Source organism: Agrobacterium sp. Azo12, from assembly GCF_029193765.2.
Lineage (GTDB): Bacteria > Pseudomonadota > Alphaproteobacteria > Rhizobiales > Rhizobiaceae > Agrobacterium.
On record NZ_JARFYO020000002.1, the window covers coordinates 156,458 to 177,270 of the forward strand.

18 protein-coding genes are annotated in these 20,813 nt (G+C 52.6%); 3 read left to right on the top strand and 15 right to left on the bottom strand.

Annotated features, from left to right (window positions below; all coding sequences use genetic code 11):
- Positions 1-104: 104 nt before the first annotated feature.
- The 8 genes from PYL13_RS17215 to PYL13_RS17250 form a co-directional block, all read right to left on the bottom strand.
- Positions 105-866 carry an ABC transporter ATP-binding protein gene (locus PYL13_RS17215; RefSeq protein ID WP_192489323.1) on the bottom strand — a complete coding sequence of 254 codons (762 nt, stop codon included), beginning with the start codon at positions 864-866 and terminating at the stop codon, positions 105-107.
- Complete coding sequence (locus tag PYL13_RS17220; RefSeq protein ID WP_275642469.1) at positions 866-1,702, bottom strand: ABC transporter ATP-binding protein; 837 nt, start codon at positions 1,700-1,702, stop codon at positions 866-868. The genes PYL13_RS17215 and PYL13_RS17220 overlap by 1 nt, the downstream gene beginning before the upstream one ends.
- Before the next feature lie 4 nt (positions 1,703-1,706).
- The gene (locus tag PYL13_RS17225; protein ID WP_192489325.1) at positions 1,707-2,594 is read right to left on the bottom strand and encodes an ABC transporter permease; all 888 of its coding nucleotides are present in this window, start codon (positions 2,592-2,594) and stop codon (positions 1,707-1,709) included.
- Positions 2,594-3,616 (bottom strand): ABC transporter permease, encoded by a 1,023-nt coding sequence (locus tag PYL13_RS17230; RefSeq protein WP_192489326.1) that lies wholly within the window; start codon positions 3,614-3,616, stop codon positions 2,594-2,596. Before PYL13_RS17230 ends, PYL13_RS17225 begins: the two co-directional genes overlap by 1 nt.
- A 109-nt stretch (positions 3,617-3,725) precedes the next feature.
- Positions 3,726-4,040, bottom strand: a complete 315-nt coding sequence (locus PYL13_RS17235; protein WP_275642470.1) for a cupin domain-containing protein — start codon at positions 4,038-4,040, stop codon at positions 3,726-3,728.
- A gap of 69 nt (positions 4,041-4,109) precedes the next feature.
- A complete protein-coding gene (locus tag PYL13_RS17240) occupies positions 4,110-4,865 on the bottom strand; it encodes a FadR/GntR family transcriptional regulator (RefSeq protein WP_250985732.1) in 756 nt (251 codons plus the stop codon).
- A gap of 264 nt (positions 4,866-5,129) precedes the next feature.
- Complete coding sequence (locus tag PYL13_RS17245) at positions 5,130-7,058, bottom strand: methyl-accepting chemotaxis protein (protein ID WP_250985731.1); 1,929 nt, start codon at positions 7,056-7,058, stop codon at positions 5,130-5,132.
- A gap of 267 nt (positions 7,059-7,325) precedes the next feature.
- Positions 7,326-9,104, bottom strand: a complete 1,779-nt coding sequence (locus PYL13_RS17250; RefSeq protein ID WP_275642471.1) for an EAL domain-containing protein — start codon at positions 9,102-9,104, stop codon at positions 7,326-7,328.
- Between the two features lie 581 nt (positions 9,105-9,685).
- Between PYL13_RS17250 and PYL13_RS17255 the strand changes: the two genes are divergently transcribed.
- Complete coding sequence (locus PYL13_RS17255; RefSeq protein ID WP_250985729.1) at positions 9,686-10,276, top strand: hypothetical protein; 591 nt, start codon at positions 9,686-9,688, stop codon at positions 10,274-10,276.
- 93 nt (positions 10,277-10,369) lie between these two features.
- Here the strand turns inward: PYL13_RS17255 and PYL13_RS17260 are convergent, their stop codons facing one another.
- Complete coding sequence (locus PYL13_RS17260) at positions 10,370-11,374, bottom strand: alpha/beta fold hydrolase (protein WP_441296672.1); 1,005 nt, start codon at positions 11,372-11,374, stop codon at positions 10,370-10,372.
- A gap of 53 nt (positions 11,375-11,427) precedes the next feature.
- Complete coding sequence (locus tag PYL13_RS17265) at positions 11,428-11,793, bottom strand: DUF2147 domain-containing protein (protein ID WP_275642472.1); 366 nt, start codon at positions 11,791-11,793, stop codon at positions 11,428-11,430.
- A gap of 237 nt (positions 11,794-12,030) precedes the next feature.
- On the opposite strand from PYL13_RS17265, the gene PYL13_RS17270 reads away from it, so the two are divergent.
- Together PYL13_RS17270 and PYL13_RS17275 are read left to right on the top strand one after the other, a co-directional pair.
- A complete protein-coding gene (locus tag PYL13_RS17270) occupies positions 12,031-12,840 on the top strand; it encodes a DUF1295 domain-containing protein (protein ID WP_250985727.1) in 810 nt (269 codons plus the stop codon).
- Positions 12,837-13,868, top strand: a complete 1,032-nt coding sequence (locus PYL13_RS17275; protein WP_275642473.1) for an SAM-dependent methyltransferase — start codon at positions 12,837-12,839, stop codon at positions 13,866-13,868. Before PYL13_RS17270 ends, PYL13_RS17275 begins: the two co-directional genes overlap by 4 nt.
- Before the next feature lie 56 nt (positions 13,869-13,924).
- Here PYL13_RS17275 and PYL13_RS17280 read toward each other — a convergent pair whose 3' ends face one another.
- The 5 genes from PYL13_RS17280 to PYL13_RS17300 form a co-directional block, all read right to left on the bottom strand.
- Positions 13,925-14,932, bottom strand: a complete 1,008-nt coding sequence (locus PYL13_RS17280) for an NAD-dependent epimerase (protein WP_250985725.1) — start codon at positions 14,930-14,932, stop codon at positions 13,925-13,927.
- A 225-nt stretch (positions 14,933-15,157) separates the two neighbouring features.
- Positions 15,158-16,759 (bottom strand): ABC transporter ATP-binding protein, encoded by a 1,602-nt coding sequence (locus PYL13_RS17285; protein WP_250985724.1) that lies wholly within the window; start codon positions 16,757-16,759, stop codon positions 15,158-15,160.
- 1 nt (position 16,760) lies between these two features.
- Positions 16,761-17,891, bottom strand: coding sequence for an ABC transporter permease (locus PYL13_RS17290; RefSeq protein WP_259149762.1), 1,131 nt, complete (start codon positions 17,889-17,891; stop codon positions 16,761-16,763).
- Positions 17,884-18,807 carry an oligopeptide ABC transporter permease OppB gene (gene oppB / locus PYL13_RS17295; protein ID WP_275642474.1) on the bottom strand — a complete coding sequence of 308 codons (924 nt, stop codon included), beginning with the start codon at positions 18,805-18,807 and terminating at the stop codon, positions 17,884-17,886. The genes PYL13_RS17290 and oppB overlap by 8 nt, the downstream gene beginning before the upstream one ends.
- 52 nt (positions 18,808-18,859) lie before the next feature.
- Positions 18,860-20,458 (bottom strand): peptide ABC transporter substrate-binding protein, encoded by a 1,599-nt coding sequence (locus PYL13_RS17300; RefSeq protein ID WP_192489337.1) that lies wholly within the window; start codon positions 20,456-20,458, stop codon positions 18,860-18,862.
- Positions 20,459-20,813: the final 355 nt, after the last annotated feature.

The following is a 20,813-nucleotide window of genomic DNA, read 5'->3' on the forward strand; positions in this document are numbered from 1 at the left end:
TGGAAGATGCGATATATCGGCTTCAGCACACCCCATATAGGGGCGAAGATTACGCCGGTTTGGTATAGTCGAAACACCTTTTGCGCGGTTGAGCACCAAGCACTTTAATGTGCGCCTTCATACTCCAGAGATGCACCAATCAGTTCACGCGCATAATCATGCGTGGCACCGTTTCCAGCGATGGCTTGGCGCGGCAGGATTTCGGTAATTTCGCCCCGCAACATCACCGCAAAGCGATCACACATATGATCAACCACAGCCAGATCGTGTGTAACCATGATGTAGGTAAAACCACGCTCTTCACGAAGACGCTGCAACAGGTTGAGAATTTCCGCCTGAACAGACACATCCAGTGCCGAGGTTGGTTCATCCAATAGCAGCAAGGATGGCTCCAGGATCAGCGCACGGGCAATAGCAACGCGCTGGCGCTGGCCGCCGGACAGCTGGTGCGGAAAACGATCAAGGAACGACACCGGCAGACCAACATCGGTGATGGCCTTGCGCATGCGCTCTTCTCTGTCGCCCAGCTTGTGGATGACCAGTGGTTCATTCAGAACTGTGCGCACCGACTGGCGCGGATGCAAGGAACCATAGGGATCCTGAAACACCATTTGCAGGATGCGGCAACGGTCGATCAGTGGCATATCCCGAACGGATTTGCCCGCGATCAGCACCTCACCCTTCCAGAAATCCGTCAGCATGGAAACGCAACGCAGAACGGTGGACTTGCCGGAGCCGGATTCACCGACGAGGCCAAAACATTCTCCCGGCTGAACAGAGAATGATACACCGGGCAGAACCTTGACCGCATTGGGTTCAGTGCCGAAGGAAATGGACAGATCGCGAGTTTCAACAGAAACGGACATCAGACGGTTTCCTCCAGCCATTCAGGACGACGGTCGAGCACCGCAAGCGGCGCACGCGAACCACCAATACGCGGCTGTGCAGCCAGCAGACCACGCGTATAAGGATGTTGCGCATTATCGAGATGACGCGCCTCAAGGGTTTCCACAACGCGACCGGCATACATGATAAGAACGCGGTCACAGAAATTGCGCACCAGATTAAGGTCGTGACTGATCATGATCAGGCCAATGCCGCGGTCGCGCACAAGGCTGTCGAGAATATTGAGCACCTGAAGGCGCACGGTCACATCAAGCGCCGAGGTTGGCTCATCGGCAATCACCAGATCAGGATCGGCCAACAGCATCATGGCAATCATCACACGCTGGCCCATACCGCCAGAAATCTCGTGCGGATACTGCTGGTAGACACGCAGCGGATCACGGATCTTCACCGCCTCCAGCATGGCCAGTGCCTTGTCTTTGGCTTCCGACTTGGCGCATTTGAAATGCCGCAAATAGGTTTCAGCCACCTGATCGCCGACCCGACGGATCGGGTTCAACGAAAACTTCGGATCCTGAAGGATCATCGACATACGACGACCGCGAACCTTGAGCATCTCTTTTTCCGAGAGCGATAGAAGGTCGAGTTCGTCGAAACGCAACGTGTCAGCGGTAATGGTCGCACCGGGCAGCAGTCTCAGCAACGCACGCCCTACGGTCGATTTACCAGAGCCACTTTCCCCAACGATACCGAGACGTTCGCGTCCAAGGGTGAAGGACACTCCGCGCACGGCTTCCGTGGCGGAGCCACCATAACGAATGCGGAGATTTTCAACGTCAAGAATGGTCTTTTCCATCGTCTTATCTCCGGTTCATCTGCTTCGGGTCGAGTGCATCGCGCAGACCGTCGCCCAACAGGTTGAAGGCAAGACTGACCGACAGGATGGCAACGCCCGGGAAGGTCACCAGCCACCAGCTATCCAGCATGTAACGCCGTCCCGTCGCGATCATTGCGCCCCATTCCGGCAATGGTGGCTGTGCGCCGAGACCGAGAAAGCCAAGACCGGCAGCTGTCAGGATCACCGTTGCCATGTTGAGTGTCAGACGAATGAGAACAGATGGCAGACACATCGGCATGATCGACTTGACGATGATGCGCATGGGTGACGCACCCTGAAGACGTGCGGCCGCGATGTAGTCGGCATTGCGGAAGGTCATCGCTTCAGCGCGCGCCAGACGCGCAATCGGTGGCCACGAGGTCAAGGCAATGGCGATGATTGCATTGTTGAGGCTTGGTCCCAATGCCGCAACAAAGGCCAGCGACAGGATGAGGCTCGGGAAAGACAGGAAGATATCGGTAATACGCATCATCACCGTATCAAACTTGCCACCGAGATAACCGGACGCCGTGCCGACAATCAGTCCAATCGGGCCAACAATGATCGACACCAGGAAGATGATCGTCAGTGTGATACGGGCGCCCCAAATCAGGCGGCTGAAAATATCACGTCCCAGCTCGTCCGTACCGAACAGATGTCCGTTACCGGGTGCCTGCAGGGTGTTGACCAGATCCTGAGCATAGGGGTCATGCGTTGCAATGAATGGCGCAAAAACCGCCGCCAGAATAAGCAGTCCCAGAACGATCAGACCAAAGGTCGAGGTCGGACTTTTCAGCAGAAAAACAAAAATGTTTTTCAGGGCATTCAACCAGGCGGGAAGACGCACTGTGCTTTGTGTTTGCGTGGTCATCAGCGTGTCCTCGGATCAAAGAAGCGGTAGAGAACGTCAGACAACAGGTTAAGCCCGATGAAGATGACGCCCACGATCAGTACGCAGGTCATCACCGCGTTCATATCGCCGATAATCAGGTTGCTGGTGAGGTACTGGCCAAAACCGGGCCATGCGAAAACCGTTTCGATCAGCACGGCACCCTCAAGCAGTGAGCCATAGGCCAGCGCCACGATGGTAACGAGCTGGACGCGGATGTTGCCAAATGCGTGTAACCAGACGGTCTGTCGGCTGGAAAGGCCTTTCACCCGTGCCGTCGTCACATATTCCTGACCCAGCTGATCCAGCATGAAGCTGCGGGTCATACGGGTAATATAGGCCGATGACGAATACCCAAGCAGGCTGGCGGGAAGAATGAGGTGGTTTACCGCCGACCAGAACACATCCATGTCACCGGCCAGCAGGCTGTCGATCAGCAGGAAACCTGTCCGCTCGTCGACGAGACCGATATAGAACTGGTCCATGCGGCCACTACCGCCAACAAGACCGAGATGGGCGTAAAACACGATCAGCGCGATCATACCGGTCCAGAAAATCGGCATGGAATGGCCGAACAGGCTGACGACACGCACGGCATGATCCTGCCAGCGATCCTTGTTTACCGCCGCAAATACACCAAGCGGCACACCAAGGCCTGCACCAATGATGATGGCAAAGGTTGCCAGCTCAATCGTCGCCGGCATGACATGCAGGATATCCTGGATGACCGGCTGACCGGTGCGGATAGACGTGCCGAAATTACCCGTCAGCACATCGCGAAGATATAAGAAGAACTGCTCCCACACGGGGCGGTCAAGACCGAGCGAACGAAAGACCTGCTCATAGGTCTCCCGTGTCGCATCTTCACCGACGATGGCCCGTACCGGGTCGGCAGGCATCATACGGCCGATAAAGAAAGTAAGCATAAGCAAGCCGAGCAGGGTGACAGCTATGGTCCCAATCTGCTCGGCCCAACCATTAAATTGTACGCGACGTGATGACATGTTTCCTCCGTTTGCCAGCCGCGGGAAGCGCGCCTTAACAGGCTCCCGTCCTGTCTGACAAATTTTGATCAACCTGTCACAGGTTTACAAAACTGTCAAGTTACATCGCTTACAGGAAATCGTCCCGGCGGGGGGTAAAGCAGTCGATTAACTCCCCTTCTTCCAAGCATTCACAGCCATGTTCAATATTGCCAGGAATGACGAGACTGTCGCCAACCTTCAATTCATAGGCTGCGCCATCACGGAAAAACCGAAATTTTCCTTTGGAAACATAGGTGGATTGGACGTGTGAATGCTTGTGAAGCTTACCTTCTGCTCCAGTTTCGAAGCGGAATGAAACAACCATCAACTCTGGGGATTCGGAAAGGACCTGACGGAGAACGCCGGCGTCCGGTGAAACAACCGGGAACTTGGGAAGGGTCATATAGGCCTCCTTGATGACACTAAACATGTCATCATACATATATCTCAGCCTGTCTGACAATACGGCTGTTTATGCCTGAGTGATTTCTTCACTTTCCTTGGCTTTTGAGCGCAACAACACTTTGTAGCGATCTAGACTGCCACGCAGATGTGCGCGCATGCGTTCTCGAGCCAGATCAGGATCGCCCTCAATGATCGCATCAACGATCAGGCCGTGTTCTTCTTGGAGGTGAAGATTGTAGTCTTTCGGCCGAGAGCCCGGAGCAGATCCCTGCAACTCGCCACGCGGGATGATGCCAGAGCGGATAAGCTGCAGAAACTCCGGGAAACGCCGGTTTTGGGTAGCCTCGGCAATGGCGAGGTGAAGATTGAAGTCGGCATCACGGGTCGGCATGCCCGTGGCAAGACACTCTCCAATATTCCGGTGAGCATCAAGAATCATTTCTATCTGCGCGGCAGAGCGTCGTGACGCCGCCAAACCGGCCGATTCGACCTCAAAAACAGTCCTCAGTTCAAGCAGTTCGATAACCGATGAAATGCGTTCAGTCGTCAGATCCTTGAAAGGCTTGTCCTGCTCCTGCGGCAATTCAAGCGCATATATTCCAGCACCTTTGCGAGCGTGCACAAGGCCATCCGCACGCAGGATGGCAACCGCTTCACGCACAACCGTGCGACTGACCGAATATTCGCGGCTCAGAGCGCTTTCGCTGGGGAGTCTGTCTCCCGGGCGGAAAACACCCTCCATCAGATCACGCCGCAGCGCAGAGCTGATTTTTGACGCCAGCGACTTACCGTGTTCTACGCCCGCTCTGCTTTCCACGTCCATTGCCGCCTCACCTGCACAAAATCTGTCAGGTATGTTACCGGGTACTTGGTCTATTGCAAGCAGATATGGAAAGTGCTGCCACTTTGCTGAGTGGCAGAAGACAAAATACAACAAATTTGTTGCGATTCCGCTGGAAACGACCAGACACACCGCAACAATGATCAATTAGAAATCGCTCTGGCGAAAAGTCCCGTCTGGTAAGAAGCAGAAAGACCCCGACGCATCACATCGGGGTCTTCATTGTGGCTGGGTTCTGCTTCGCTATCAGAACTCTTCCCAATCCGCCTTGAGCGCCGCATTGCCGACAAAGGCCGTTGCAAGCTTGTTCGTCAATGAACGAACGGGGGACGCGCTATATTTTGGCACATTTGCCGATGGTGCAGCCTGTACCGCGCTTGCTGCGTCCGACGTTGTCTTGAACTGGGCGAGCAACTGGTTGAGCGATGAAACCTCACGCGCAAGACCATGACTTGCAGCAGTGGTCTCCTCGACCATGGCCGCATTCTTCTGCGTGTCCTGGTCCATCTGGTTTACGGCAGTGTTGATCTGCTGCAAACCGGATGACTGCTCCTGGGAAGCGTCAACGATCGCAGAAACATGTCGATTGATTTCCTGAACTTCGGCAACGATGGCTTCGAGTGCCTTGCCTGTTTCATCAACAAGTTGAACACCCTCCTGAACCTGATCAGTCGACATCAGGATCAACGCTTTGATTTCCTTTGCTGCGGCAGCGGAACGCTGCGCCAGCTCACGCACCTCCTGTGCGACAACCGCAAAGCCCTTGCCTGCCTCACCGGCGCGCGCAGCTTCTACACCGGCATTCAATGCGAGAAGATTTGTCTGGAAGGCGATTTCATCGATCACACCGATGATATTGGAAATTTCCGTCGAGGATTTTTCGATCTTCTCCATGGCGATAACAGCACTGCGCACGACATCCCCGGATTTCTCTGCACCTGATTTGGCGCGAGCAACCAGTTGCCCGGCCTCATGTGCCCGCTTGCTGGAATCCTTGACGGCCGTGGTGATTTGTTCCAGTGCAGCAGCAGTCTCTTCAACAGCGGCCGCCTGTTGTTCCGTACGCTTGGCGAGATCGTCAGCGGCGGAACGGATTTCATTTGCGCCGGCATCGATCCCGCGCGCATTGTTTGCGACGCGACCAAGCGCCAGCTGAAGCTTTTCAGCGGAGTTATTGAAGTCAATCCTGACGCCATCGAGTGTGGCGACAAAGGAGTGGTTGATACGGTAGGTCACGTCGCCATCCGACAGTCTGGACAGGCCAGTTGCCAGATTATCCACCGCGAACTTGACGTTGGCAGCATCTTCTGCGGCTTTGCGCTCCCGCTCCATACGTTCTTTTTCACTAAGTGAGCGATTGGCATCGGCCTCCGCTTCAAGCCGCAAGCGCTGGCGCGTATTTTCCAGGAAAACGACCACAGCTTTTGCCATGCTTCCAACTTCGTCTCGACGGTCTTCACCAGGAATACCGGTTTCAACATTTCCGTCGGCCAATGTGCGCATGCGATGCTGCAATGCTGCAATCGGGCCACTGATGCCGCGAGACGCAACAACGAGCGAAGCGGTGATGACAAAAGCGAACAGTATCGCCAACAAACTTAATGTCGTTGTGATTGTAGATATGGTTTGCGCTGATAGGCTGTCAGATTCAGCAGCAATATTGGCGTCATTTTCTTCGTTTGCAGAGCGCAAGTCACTGCGTAGTTTTACGATGAGTGGATCGACTTGTTTAAGTGATTTGACGGCCTCGTCATCCATATCCTTGCTATCGAATGCGATCGCATCATCAGTCAATTTGATAATGTCGTTTGCAAGGCGAATGTACCCGTCGATAGCCCCCGACTGATTTTGCGACATCATCTTTGCATTGTCTAATCTGCTTGTCAGCAAAAGCTTATCAGCTTCGTATTGCTTCAAAGCAGCGATGGATTCCGCAGAACCTGTTTCGTAAAATCGGACTTGGTTGGCCGTATAGGCAATAGACATTGCTGCAATCGTTGAACGGTTCAGCGTGGTGGCAAGAACGACATCGCTGGCAAGCATATCGGAATAGGCCGCATCTGTTTTCATATACGTATAGGAGACCACAGACACTCCGCCGACTCCGAGAAGACTAAGCGGCAAAATTAGCGAAAGAATTTTGGTTTTGATCTTTGAATTTGCGAGGAAGGACATGAATTACCTCAAAATAACAAGTCCAACTTTCTCGTGCTGAAAGATTGCAAATCTGGACCATAAGCATGCACGTGCAGCAACCAATCATTGGCCACCTCATCTCCCCGGCGGCACACAGAAAGTAGTGTTGAGAAACGGCGAGAAGATATGTGAATCACTGAACTTTAGAGGTTCACGCGACACGTCATACTTTACAATAATCACAATCAGGACTGGTTTGGTAACCAGTTGTAAACCACAAACAACCTAGGGTATGCCACCACAGATTTACTCTTTCGGTGATTCTTGAGGGCCGTGTCTGCCCAGAAGGGCTGCGGCTTGCACTTTACTGGCCACACCCAGCTTTTTGAGTATCTGCTCCATATGATACTCCACGCCACGCCGCGATAGACCTGTAATCGTCGCTATGTCGGCATTTGATTTCCCCGCCGCAGCCCATGTGAGAAGGTCAAGTTGCTGCGCTGTAAGTTTAGCGAGCAAAGGGCTATGGGGGCTCTCATCACCTTTTTGTATCTGCGGCGATTGATCCGCACAATCCGTTATTAGACCAATCCAGCTTTCAACCTGACCAGCACTGTCGAAACTTGGCTTAGCAGCACTGCGTACCTGTCGCCAATGCCCTGACACATCCCGAACCCGGAAGTTTGTCTCAAAAGGCAATTTTGACGGCAACCATTCCAGCCACTTTTTGCGGACTCGAATATGATCATCTGGGTGCATACGCCCGTACCAGTCCTTGATACGGTCCTCCATGCCAACACTTTCAGTCGCAGACAGCGTCGGCCCGAGATAGTCGATGGTCCCTGCGCTGTTTGCCGCCCAGATGATGTGAAGTCTTTCCTCCGTCGCCAACAACCGCGCATAACCCTCATCGGCTTTCAAGACTGCCTCAACCTGCCTGAGGCGACTAATGTCGGTTAACGCAAGTGAAAACCCGATGAAACCACCATCGTCGTCGTTGACGCGTGTGCAATTCACGACGAAAGTTTTACCGGAGCGACGATCCTTCACTTCCTGCTGTCTGATTTCACGCCCACGCGCCATATGGGCCAAAATTTGCGTGATCCTAAAGGCGTTCTTTCTGTCAAAGTGCTGCGCAAAATGCGAACCGATTGATTGCTTTTCAACCAGACTCATGACGTGGGCGAATTGCTCATTCATTCGCAAAATCCGTCCATCCCCATCAAGAAGCGCTAGCGCGCACGGGCTGTTTTCATAGATGGCCTCAGAGTGGAACTTGCGTTGATAACGAGAGGCCCCGGAGGAACCTTTCGCACGGCCGCCGAAAGGATAACGAAGCTCTCTTGGCAACTTTCCCAATGTCGGGCGGCCAAGGTGATACCCTTGGCCCACATTGCATCCCATCCGTTGCAGCAAAGCCAGTTGGTGTGGCGTTTCAATCCCCTCAGCAACAACTCTCATACCCAAACTTTGGCCAAGATCGATTACAGAGGACACGATGCGTCGGCTCGCCGGGTTCTGGTCCATGCTGCCAACAAATTGCTTATCGATTTTCAGCGTGTTGAAAGGCAGGGAATGCAAGCGCGTGAGACTTGAAAAACCGGTCCCGAAATCATCCAGCGACAGCAGAAAACCTTCGTCTCTGAAACGTTTTGCAACCTGGTGAGCGGTTTCAATATCGTCGAGAAGCGCATTTTCCGTCAGTTCGATTTCTATTTGAGATGGAAGCAGTCCCGCATTTGAGACAACCCCACCAATCAAGGAAACGATTTCGTCATTCCGGAACTGTACCGGAGACAGATTGAGAGCGAGTGTTAAACTGCGCGGCGCGCAGGTAAGCTCCCGACATGCCTTCTCCAGAACCTGTAATGTGATCGCGTTGATGGCTCCGACAGATTCGGCTGTGGAGATGAATGCATCCGGATTTATCACACCATGAGCAGGATGATCCCAGCGCGCCAGGACCTCAAATCCGCTCGTCTTTTGCGTTTCAAGATCGATAAATGGTTGGAATGCTGGCACAAACCGACTTCCTTCGACCGCCGCTAACAGATCGTCGATGGAAGGAAAAAATGTACTCGTCATAATCACTCAATGGCTCGGACGTGGTGGAGTTGTCTGACTTAGAGGTCGCTGGATAGGAAAGTATGAAAACCAGATCAATTATCACGCGTTTGTGAAAACCATCACCATCTTAGGTAGATCTGAATTAAGCCACCAAGCACTGTTGACCGCAGCGGGAAAAAACTAGCGCCCCCCAGTGCGAAATTATCTCTGGCTGGCCTCGGCTGACATCTACCGACACTCGCTGTTCCGCATTTGCAAATATCGGCGTCAAAGATTTACGCGACTGCGAGGCCGCCATAAGGAACCGGCTGAGCGTATCCTGCTCGGTTTGAGTTTCGAAGATTACACGGCAGCCGTTGAAATCCTGTCTATTGCGTACTTCTCGAGGTTAGAGGTAAGAAAAAAGTGCCTCGAAATACCAAGGCATCATGGATGAACTGCTGCGAATGCTGACCGACAGTCAAAGTTTCAAAGCGATCTATCGTCATAACGCTTTGATTACCTTGTATTTCGTTATGCTATCCCACCTCTACCTTGGCGATTGACTGGTGCTGATGCTGCAATAAAAGGCAGCCATTCGCATATTCAGGGTTGCATGCATGATTTCGCGCTTACTGTTTCCAGGCATGGTTATCGCTCTTACCGGATTAACCGGTTGCCAGACTGGAAAGCCACTTGCCATGAGCGTTGCCGCCACACCGACTGCCTCGGGCATACAGCACGGAGATATGCTAGCTCCTCAACGTGCAGCTGGCCAAGATATCCCTGCACTCAAAGGCAATGAAATTGTGACCATCCGTACATATGAATATGTGAACAAGGGTGGTGCGGAATTTAGTTCCCGTACGGAGATTGAGGGTGTTAGTTGCAAGCTGGAAAGCGACGGCTACAGCGCATCTATAAAAACTCCGGCCGAAGTGCGTGTTCCCGACTACGGCTATGCATCACGCCCGATTTCAGTGAGTTGCAACGCTGCGGGCTACAGGACCAGTTTCAGCAACGTGACTGCAATCAATAAGTCTGCCGAACAACGCATGGCTTCAGGTAGCAATGGTGGCCTGATAGGTGTTGTCATCATGGCGGCAGTAAACGCAGGTTCCGACCAGAAAAAAGATGATTTCGCATATCCCCCTGTCAACGTCACGATGAACCGTATCGGTTGCGAGAAGACTAAAGTTCGCTGCCGTTAAACTGGCTTGCCAACGGCCACCCAACTGCCGTTTAAGACTGTGCAAATACCATTTGCGCAGTTTTTCTTCACCGTCAGCAACATATGACGTGGCTCACATAGGCCTATCATCTGCTATGCGTCGTTCGACAGATTTTAGTATCCGTGAAAGATCCCGTTTTTTGCCGGCCGCAACCTCAATTGCTGCAACGACAAGATCGCCCGCGATGTAATCCGGCTTGTGTCCAAGATCGTGCACGACAAGCAGCTTCGAGCCTTTGATGGCGCGTGCCAGCTGTTTTGAGTGTATCTCCGGCGACACAACCTTATCAGCATCACCTGTGATGATAATTGTCCTCGCTTTTATCTCGGAATATTGGCGGGATGCCGTTTTGGCCCACGCATTCAAAGATGCGACTTCCAATGCGTTGTGACGGAAGGCAACCGGGCGCAAAGCCTGCAGTGCTTTGGTTTGGGCTATATAGTTTTGTGGTACGGGGTTTGGTGCAAACACTGACTTTGTCGCTGCGCCAATCGCCAACAGCCCTGCCGGTGGCGCAACAAGGGTGCTGAACAAAACACCGGTAATCGGGACACGCGCAGCGTCATAATACCACGAGACGCCGCCCGGCCAGTCATAAACCGCAGGCGACAGGAAAACCAGTCCCTTCACCTTCTCTGGATGACGCAAAGCAAGCGCAGCAGCAATTGCGCCGCCGTAAGAGTGACCAACCACGATTGCACTTTTGATGCCACGCTCGTCCATCAGACTTGCAATGGCATCCGCCTGTCCATCCGGCAAAATGTTGCCCTTGCCGCCGATCTGCGAACGACCATGACCAGGCCTGTCAACAAACAGCAGTGTGGCTCGCCCCTCCAAACTGGAGCGAAAGGCGAACAATGGATCATACAGGCTGGTGCTGGCACCGTGAATAAAGACAATCGGGGGCAAATCAGCCTTGTGTGCGGGTTCCAGCAAAAGGCTGTTCATCATGAACCCGCCAACATCAATAAGGCGTTCGTCCTCGACCGGATTTGCGGAAGTTGGAGCTTTCATCCCTGATGCTAACGTCATCATGAGAGCGCCGAGAACCACATAGAACACGCCCCGAACGACCATTTTTCTCCTGACATTCTCACTGATTGGCATTCATGTCGATTATAGTCATGACGTCAATCCAGCCTTGTCCATTGAACGCCCTTGCACAGCAAACCGGCAAGGACGCAGCCCTTGGTCGTCATGTTGTTGCCCTTCACATCAACGCTGATCTTGTAGGTAAGATCGCGCTGCGGATCGAAAGCGGTTCCGGAATATTTCCCATCTGAGGCAGGCGAAATGGTCATGACAAGCTTGTCACCGGTTTTTTCTTTCGGTGTACCCGGTTTTATCCACGTATTCGTCGCACAGATATTGGCTCCACACTGGTCGATCTTTACCCGGGCATTGCCATCACCGCGCGACCATTGCCCGAAAATATCCTCTGCCATTGCAGAGTTCGGGCCAAGGCAAAGGATGATTGAAACTAATATCCATTTCATACCCTACACTCCTCTTCACGCTCCAATCGCATTGAACCGACTGGAGCAACAGGTCGCGGACAGCGACTGGTGCGAATTCACATATACAGAAGCAATACGAGTGACTGTTGGAAACGGTTCAGTTCCGCCAGGAATCTTTATTTGAATATTTTGCCCATTAAACGAAACCAGAATGCCGTCAGTTCCGTAGATAGGTGATGAAAGCAGTGTGACATTGCTGTTCAACAGGCGGTAGAAATGGATTTCAGTTTCCTCATTTTCGCAGCAGGTGGTCTTTCTCTTGCAATGATCGGTGCATGGGCCACGCAGCGCAGGACCGGCAACAGCGGCTGGATCGATACAATCTGGTCATTTGCGGTCGGACTTGGTGGCATTGCATCGGCAATTTGGGCTGATGGCGCAAGCGAACGCCGCATCATGATCTTCATCATCATCGCATTGTGGTCGTTGCGACTTGGAGCCCACATCGGGACGCGCTCAAAGGGCGCCAAGGAAGATCCCCGCTACGCCAAGTTCATTGAACAATGGGGAAAGGCAGCCTCGTTCAGATTATTCTGGTTCTTGCAGATACAAGCTGTCGCAGCATTTGTACTGGTTTTGGCAGTGTATCTAGCCGCCAGCAACGAAAGCCCGTTTCCTCGGATTGTTGATTTGATTGCACTTGGCATCGCCGTCATAGCTCTCGCAGGCGAAAGCCTTTCAGACGCTCAATTGGCGGGTTTCAGAAAAACACCAGAAGCCAAAACGGGTGTCTGTGAAATTGGATTGTGGCGTTACTCTCGCCACCCGAACTACTTTTTTGAATGGTTATTCTGGTGCACCTGGCCGTTGCTGGCAATCAACGCGAACGGTTGGAGCTGGTTGGCGTTGCTCGCGCCCGCCATGATGTACTGGCTGCTGGTTCATGTTTCCGGCATTCCACCGCTTGAAGAACATATGATGAGAAGTCGCGGTGAAAAATTTCGAGCCTTGCAGGCACGTGTCAACGCTTTCTTCCCCGGTCCACGCAAAACGAACTCCGCCACTGAACAAGGAGCAACACAATGAACATGCTGGCCTTTGCCATCAATGCCGCGGAGAGAATGCCATTATCAGACGGTATGACACTTGCTGGAATTGACTTCCTGTGTAACCGCACCAAACGCCGTCTGGAAACCATTCCCCATGGCCGGGAAATTGAATTTGTGTCTGAGATGGCTAAGTTTCCCGTTGCAACACATACGAGTGATGCCAACCGGCAACATTACGAAGTGCCTGCGGAGTTTTTTTCGCTGGTGCTCGGTCCGCGGCGAAAATATTCGTCCTGTTTTTATCCTGATCTAAACACCTCCCTTGCTGACGCGGAACGTGAGGCGCTGAGACAGACAGTCAAACATGCCGGAATTGAAGATGGCATGACAATCCTCGAACTCGGCTGCGGCTGGGGTTCGCTTTCCCTCTGGATGGCAGAAAATTTCCCGCGCTCCTCGATCGTATCTGTCTCCAACTCGGCCTCTCAACGTGAATACATAAACGCCAAAGCCCAGGATAAGGGTTTGACAAACCTGAATGTTGTCACGGCCGACATGAATATTTTTGAAACCGAAAAAACATTTGATCGGGTGGTTTCGGTGGAAATGTTCGAGCACATGTCAAACTGGCACACGCTTCTTGAACGCGTGCACGGATGGCTGAAACCGGACGGAAAATTGTTCCTGCATGTTTTCACGCACAAGAACCGCTCCTATCGTTTCGACCACCACAATCCTGCAGACTGGATTGCGCATCATTTCTTCACCGGCGGCATCATGCCCGCTTATGATCTGCCTTATCGCTTTGGGGAGAGCTTCACCGTTGAACAGGATTGGCGTTGGTCTGGCCAACATTATCAACAAACGGCTCTCGATTGGCTGGCAAATTTCGACCGCGAAATCAACCAGATAAGACCGTTGTTCAAAACCGTCTATGGCAAGGACGCTCATCTTTGGGAGCGTCGCTGGCGATTGTTCTTCCTCGCAACAGCCGGCCTCTTCGGTCACGACAATGGCGACGTCTGGGGGGTTGGTCACTACTTGCTTGCACCAACGCACCGGTGAATGCATTTAAAAAAACCAGATTTGAATGCTAGCTTTCGACGTGGGACGAGCGGACATCACAGTTGGTAGTACTGCCGGAACCAGGCGACAAATTTCTCAATTCCCTCCTCAATTGAGGTTTGCGGCTTAAAACCGATGTCGGTGACAAGATCATCCACATCGGCGAAGGTTTGAAAAACGTCACCCGGCTGAAGAGGCAACATGTTCTTTATAGCGGTTTTACCAACCGCTTTCTCAATGCATTCGATGAAGTAATTCAACTCTACCGAGGTGTTATTGCCGATATTGTAAAGCCGATACGGAGCCGTTGAACTGCTTGGGTCCGGGTTCATAGCGTCCCAAGTTTTGTTTGGGACGGGAATAGCATCCAATGTTCCAACTACGCCCTTGGCGATGTCATCGACGAACGTAAAGTCTCGCAAGTGATTGCCATAATTGAAAACATCGATTGGATCTCCAGCGAGTATTTTTTTCGTAAATAAAAATGGAGACATGTCCGGACGACCCCAAGGACCATAGACAGTAAAGAAACGAAGACCGGTCACGGGAAGCCGATACAAATGCGAATATGAATGAGCCATCAACTCATTCGATTTCTTCGTTGCCGCATACAGACTCAACGGGTGATCGACAGTATCGTGAGCACTGAAAGGCACTTTCAGATTGGCACCATATACCGAACTGGAAGACGCAAAAGTAAGATGCTCAATTGCGTGATGTCTACATCCCTCGAGGATATTGAGAAAACCCACAATATTGGAGTCGATATAGCTGTGTGGGTTTTGAGAACCGTACCGTACACCAGCTTGCGCCGCGAGGTTAATGACCCGCTGCGGTTTGAAGCCAGCAAATGAGTTATCTACGGCGTCTCGGTCTGAAAGATCGGCTTTGATGAACGAAAAATTCTTATAGTTTTTTAGCAGAGAGAGGCGGGATAGTTTCAAATTGACGTCGTAATATTCATTGAGGTTATCAATCCCAAGAACCTCATCACCCCGCTCCAGGAGAATGACAGCCGTATGGTAGCCAATAAAGCCGGCTGCACCCGTCAATAACACTCTCATCAATTATCCTTCGACCTGCTGAATAAACGCGCTCTTAGGTTTAGAGCCCTTGCCTCTATAACCACAACAATCCTCGCCGTGAATAGCTCTACAGTAGGTCGCGTAAAAGTGTGCAGCAATTACGCAAAGCAGATATCAAAAACATCAATTGGCTGAATTTTTTGCCAGTTTTAAAACGACATAAGGGCAAGGCAGTCGCCAAATATAAGCGACTGCCTCTCAGCATCAGGCGGTAAAAGCGGCGTTCATCAGCGTTTGCGTGTACGTCTCTCGCGGTGCCTCGAAGATTGCATCTGTCGTGCCTTCCTCAACAACCTTGCCGTCCTTCATCACCATGACGTAGTCTGACATAGCCTTGATAACCGACAGGTCGTGGCTGATGAAAATGTAGGACAGACCATGCGTTTTCTGCAGGTTGCGCAACAGATCTATAACCTGCCCCTGAACCGAGCGGTCAAGGGCTGACGTCGGTTCATCAAGAATGACGACATCGGGCTTCAGGATAATGGCACGCGCAATTGCGATACGCTGTCGTTGGCCGCCTGAAAACTCATGCGGATAACGATTGCGGGCGTCGGGATCGAGTCCAACCTCCTGCAGCGCCTTGATGGCACGCTGGTCTCGCTCTGCCCGACTCAATTGTGGCTCATGCACGAACAGGCCTTCAGTGACAATTTCACCGACCGTCTGGCGCGGCGAAAGTGAACCGTATGGGTCCTGAAACACCAGCTGCAGTTTCTTGCGCAGGGGCCGCATGGCTTTTCGATCGAAACCGGAAATATCCGTCTTTTCGAATACGACCTTTCCCTTGGCTTCTACCAGCTTCAACAAGGCACGGCCGAGCGTGGATTTTCCGGAACCGGACTCCCCGACAACACCAATTGTTTGTCCCTGTCGCAACGTGACATCGACACCATTGACAGCACGGAACGCACTTTTTTTGCCCGACAGGAACCCGCCAGCAATCTGGTAATCGACGGTTACGGCTTGCCCGGACAGCACAACCTGCGCCTCATCGGCCACGTCCGGCTTGCGTCCGCTTGGTTCGGCATCCAGCAGCATTTTCGTGTAGTCCTGTTGAGGACGTTCAAAAATGTCCGATGTGGAACCAGCTTCAACAACCTCGCCCCGACGCATCACCGTGACACGATCAGCAAAGTGCTTCACCACTCCGAGATCGTGCGTAATCAACACGATGGCCATACCAAAACGCTGCTGCAAGGATTTAAGCAGGTCAAGGATCTGGGCCTGGATTGTCACGTCGAGTGCTGTTGTCGGCTCGTCGGCAATCAGAATGTCCGGCTCATTGGCCAGTGCCATTGCAATCATGACACGTTGACGTTGGCCACCAGAAAGCTCGTGCGGATAACTGTCGATGCGACGTGCCGGATCCGGAATACCAACCAGTTCCAGCAATTCCAGAACACGGGCGCGTGCCTCTTTGCGACTGCCTCCGCGGTGATGCAGGATAGGCTCGGCAATCTGCTTGCCGATCTTGTAGAGCGGATCAAGCGAGGTCATCGGCTCTTGGAAGATCATGGTGATCTTGGCGCCGCGGATGGTATTGAGCTCATCCGAACGCAAGCCGACAAGTTCATGGCCGCGATATTTGGCGGAACCCTGCACTTGGCCATTGGCTGCCAGAAGTCCCATGATACCCATCATGGTCTGGCTTTTTCCGGAACCGGATTCACCTACGACAGCGAGCGTTTCGCCTGCCCGGACGTCGAGGTCAATGCCCTTGACGGCATTGACCGTTCCGTCAGGCGTGGCGAAATCAACCTTCAGTCCACGAACGGCAAGAATGGTTTGTGATGTGTCATTCATGTCAGCGGTCCTTCGGATCGAGCGCATCGCGCAGGCCATCACCAACGAAGTTCAAAGAGAACAACGTCAGAACGAAGAAGGTGGCCGGGAAAATCAAAAGCCATGGTGCAGACTGGATATTGTTTGCGCCTTCTGAAATCAACGCTCCCCAACTTGTCAGCGGCGCCTGAACACCGAGACCAAGGAAGGACAGGAAGCTTTCAAGAAGAATGACCTTTGGAACAACAACGGTAACGAACACCACAACGGGGCCAATCGTGTTAGGGATAATGTGACGGCGAATGATCTGCCAATCCGTCAATCCCAACGCCTGCGCTGCACCGACAAACTCACGCCGCTTCAATGCAAGCGTCTGCCCGCGCACGATACGCGCCATATCCAGCCACTCGACCGCACCAATCACCAGAAAGATCAGGATGAAGCTGCGGCCGAAAAACACCACCAGCACCACAACGAGGAACACGAATGGCAGTGAATAGAGGATCTCGACAATACGCATCATGACGTTGTCGACACGTCCGCCGATGTAACCAGACGTCGCGCCGTAGATAACGCCAATGCCCAGTGACACAAGGCTCGCGAGAATGCCGACAGCAATCGAAATCTGACCACCGAGCATGACACGCACCAGAAGGTCACGGCCGTTGGAATCGGTACCGAAGAAGAAGTATTCGCGGTTAACATTGCCTTCCAACTTCAGCGTACGGCCATCGTCTTCGGTTGCTGTTACCTTGGTGTTTTCGAACTCATTGGCGCGATCGAAATAACGCGTGGTGCGCGGATCGATCTCGCTATCCGAGGTTACGGTCGCGGTAAAAGATTGTCCGCTGACCTCGAACTCTTCGAGATCAACGCGCGCACGCGAAGCAATTCCCTCAACAACACCCTGAAGATTGGTGACATCCGGACGTGGCTCAAGGCTCGGCGGGATGGACACATAGGATGGGAACACCTGGTCATAGGTGTGGTTCAGGAAATGTGGACCAATGAAGGAAAAAAGCGCAATCAGCGCCAGCATGATCGAGCCGGCCATTGCCGCACGGTTTCTACGGAACCGCAGAGCGGCAAGCTGGAAAAGGCTGCGACTTTTTGTAGACGGCAGCGGAGCCGTATTTGCAGACATATCAGTCATGGCGAACCCTCGGATCAAGAAGGCCGTAAAGGATGTCGACCACAAGATTGAAAACGATGACGAAGATCGCAATGAGAACAACGGTGCCCATAACAAGCGTATAATCACGGTTGATGGCACCGAGGACGAAGTAGCGCCCGACGCCTGGAATGGTGAAGATGGTTTCAACGACAGCCGAACCCGTCAGCAACGCTGCGGCGCAAGGCGCAAGGTAGGAAACAACCGGCAACATGGCGGCACGCATCGCATGGATGATGACAACCGTTCTTGCAGAAAGACCATAGGCCTTGACGGTGCGAATGTGGTCCATCCTCAGTGCTTCGATCATCGAACCACGCGTCAGACGGGCAATCACCGCCAACTGAGGCAGGGCAAGTGCAATCATCGGCAGGATGAGATAACGCAGCGATCCGTCGCCCCAGCTACCGGCTGGCAACCAACCGAGCAGAACGGCAAAAACCAGTGTCAGCACAGGACCGACAACGAAGTTCGGTACGGTAATACCAACGGTCGAAACCGACATCAGTGAAAAATCAAAGGTACTGTTCTGCCTCAAGGCAGCCAATGTACCAGCCAATACGCCGCCGACGAGTGCCAACAGCAGCGCGTAAAAGCCGAGTTCGAGCGAATACGGCAGACCTTTTCCGATCAACTCGGCGACAGTGTTGTCCTTGTAGATATAGCTCGGCCCGAAATCACCGGTCACGGCATTCGTGATGTAGTGAATGTACTGGCGCCACAATGGCTGATCCAGCTGATAGGTCCTCATCAGATTTTCCATCGTCTGAGGCGGTAACGGACGTTCAAGGTTGAAAGGTCCACCCGGCGCAAAGCGCATCAGGAAAAACGAAATGGTGACGACAATAAACAGTGTCGGCACCGCGCTCGCCAATCGGCGCAGAATAAATGATAACATGGTACGTTAACTCCGGTATGGCACGGCGGGGACGCCGCCGTGCCACTTATTGTTACTCAGAGATGCTCAGGAAACGGCTCAAGTGCTCGTTTGCGGCATTATCTTCCCAGCCCTTTACGCGGCTGGAAACGAGCCAAAGATCAGCCTGAGTCAGAAGCGGAGCAACCGGCTGCTCGCGAGACAGGATAGCCTCTGCTTCGTGCAGGATTTTTGCACGCGCAGTCATGTCGGCCTCTTCATACGACTTCTTCATCAAGGCATCATATTCATCATTCTTGAACTTGCCGTAGTTGAACGTCGTATTTGTGGAAACCGAAAGCGCAAGGAAGTTTTCAGCGTCGGCATAGTCAGCAACCCAGCCAGCACGGGCTACGTTGAACTTGCCACCTTCCTGCAGGTAAGCGTAGTGCGAGGACACGTCGAGGTTAACCAGGGAAACCTTGGCACCGAATGTGTTTTTCCACATATCCGCGATAGCGGTTGCCACACGCTCGTGGTTCGGGTTGGTGTTGTAGCGGATTTCGATTTCCAGCGGCTTTGCGCCTTCACCGTAACCGGCTTCCTTCATCAGTTCGATAGCCTTGTCTTCGCGATCAAGCTGTGAGAGCGAAGCGAAGTCGGCCTTTGATGGCTCACCATAGCTGTCGATACCAGGAGGAACCATGGAGTAGGCAGGAACCTGCGAACCGCTGTAGATTTCCTTGGCAAGGAAGTCACGGTCAACGGCCATGGACAGGGCCTGACGCACGCGAACATCGCTATAAGGCTCCTGGCGGGTGTCGAAAGCGTAATAATAGGTGGCCAGCGTCGGCGAAACGTGAACCTGATCGCCGTAAGCCTTTGTCAGGCGGTCGATCTGATCTGCCGAGAAGTTGTAGGCCAGATCCATTTCCTTGGCTTCAAAACGGCGAACCGATGCAGCCTGATCCTCGATTGGGTAGAAAACGACCTTGTCGATCTTGACGTTTTCTGCGTCCCAGAAATTCTCGTTCTTAACAACAGTCAAGCTGTCGTTTGGAACGTGTGCCTGAAGTTTGTAGGCGCCGTTGGACACCATCACGCCGGGCTTAACAAAGTCCTTGCCGTTCTTTTCAATGCTTGCCTGCGAAACCGGCAATGCAGTCTGGTGAGCCAGAAGCTCGAGGAAGAATGGCGTCGCACGCTCAAGCGTGATTTCGAGCGTCTTTTCGTCCACGGCCTTGACGCCAAGTTCGTCAACAGGCGCTTCGCCCTTGTTGACCTTCTCGGCATTCTTGATCGGATAAAGAATGTTCGCGTATTTCGCAGCAGTGGCTGGGTCTTCAACGCGCTTGTAGGAGAAAACGAAGTCCTGCGCAGTTACAGGCGTTCCATCCGACCACTTTGCGTTGGCACGCAGCTTGAAAGTGTAAACGGTGCCATCATCAGAAACGGTCCAGCTTTCTGCCGCACCAGGAATGATCTTGCCGTGAGCGTCGTAAATCGTCAAACCTTCATAGAGGTCTTTGACAATGAACGCTTCGATATTGATCGAAGTCTGCGCCTGATCGAGGGTCTGTGGCTCACCCGAGTTGCCACGATGAAGAACGGTCTCAGCCAAGGCTGAACTTGCGCCAATGAGGAGGGAACCGAGCAGAACAGCTGCTCTTGTTGTTGTTTTGAATGAGTTCATTTTTTATCTCCCAGATTTTTCGAGGAATGGGCAAGGAATGACAGTTTTGAATGGAAAGCAAGATACTTCACATCGAATGACATCAATTCAGCGATGAACCCACAGGATTTAATCCCTCATAGGTTGCATAAGTGTGCGATCATTTATTTGAAGGAAATTTATACAAAGAGCCGGATTTGATAAGACCGAAGACAAAGCAAGCCGTTAAGCGCAACAAAAATTCAAACACTCACTGGAGTTCGCAACAATAGACGGCCAATCCGGGCGCTATTGAAACATTCATATACACTGCAACGTTTCAGTCGACGAGGCACAAATGACAACAGGTCTGAAATACAGTTTTGGATTGTACTGT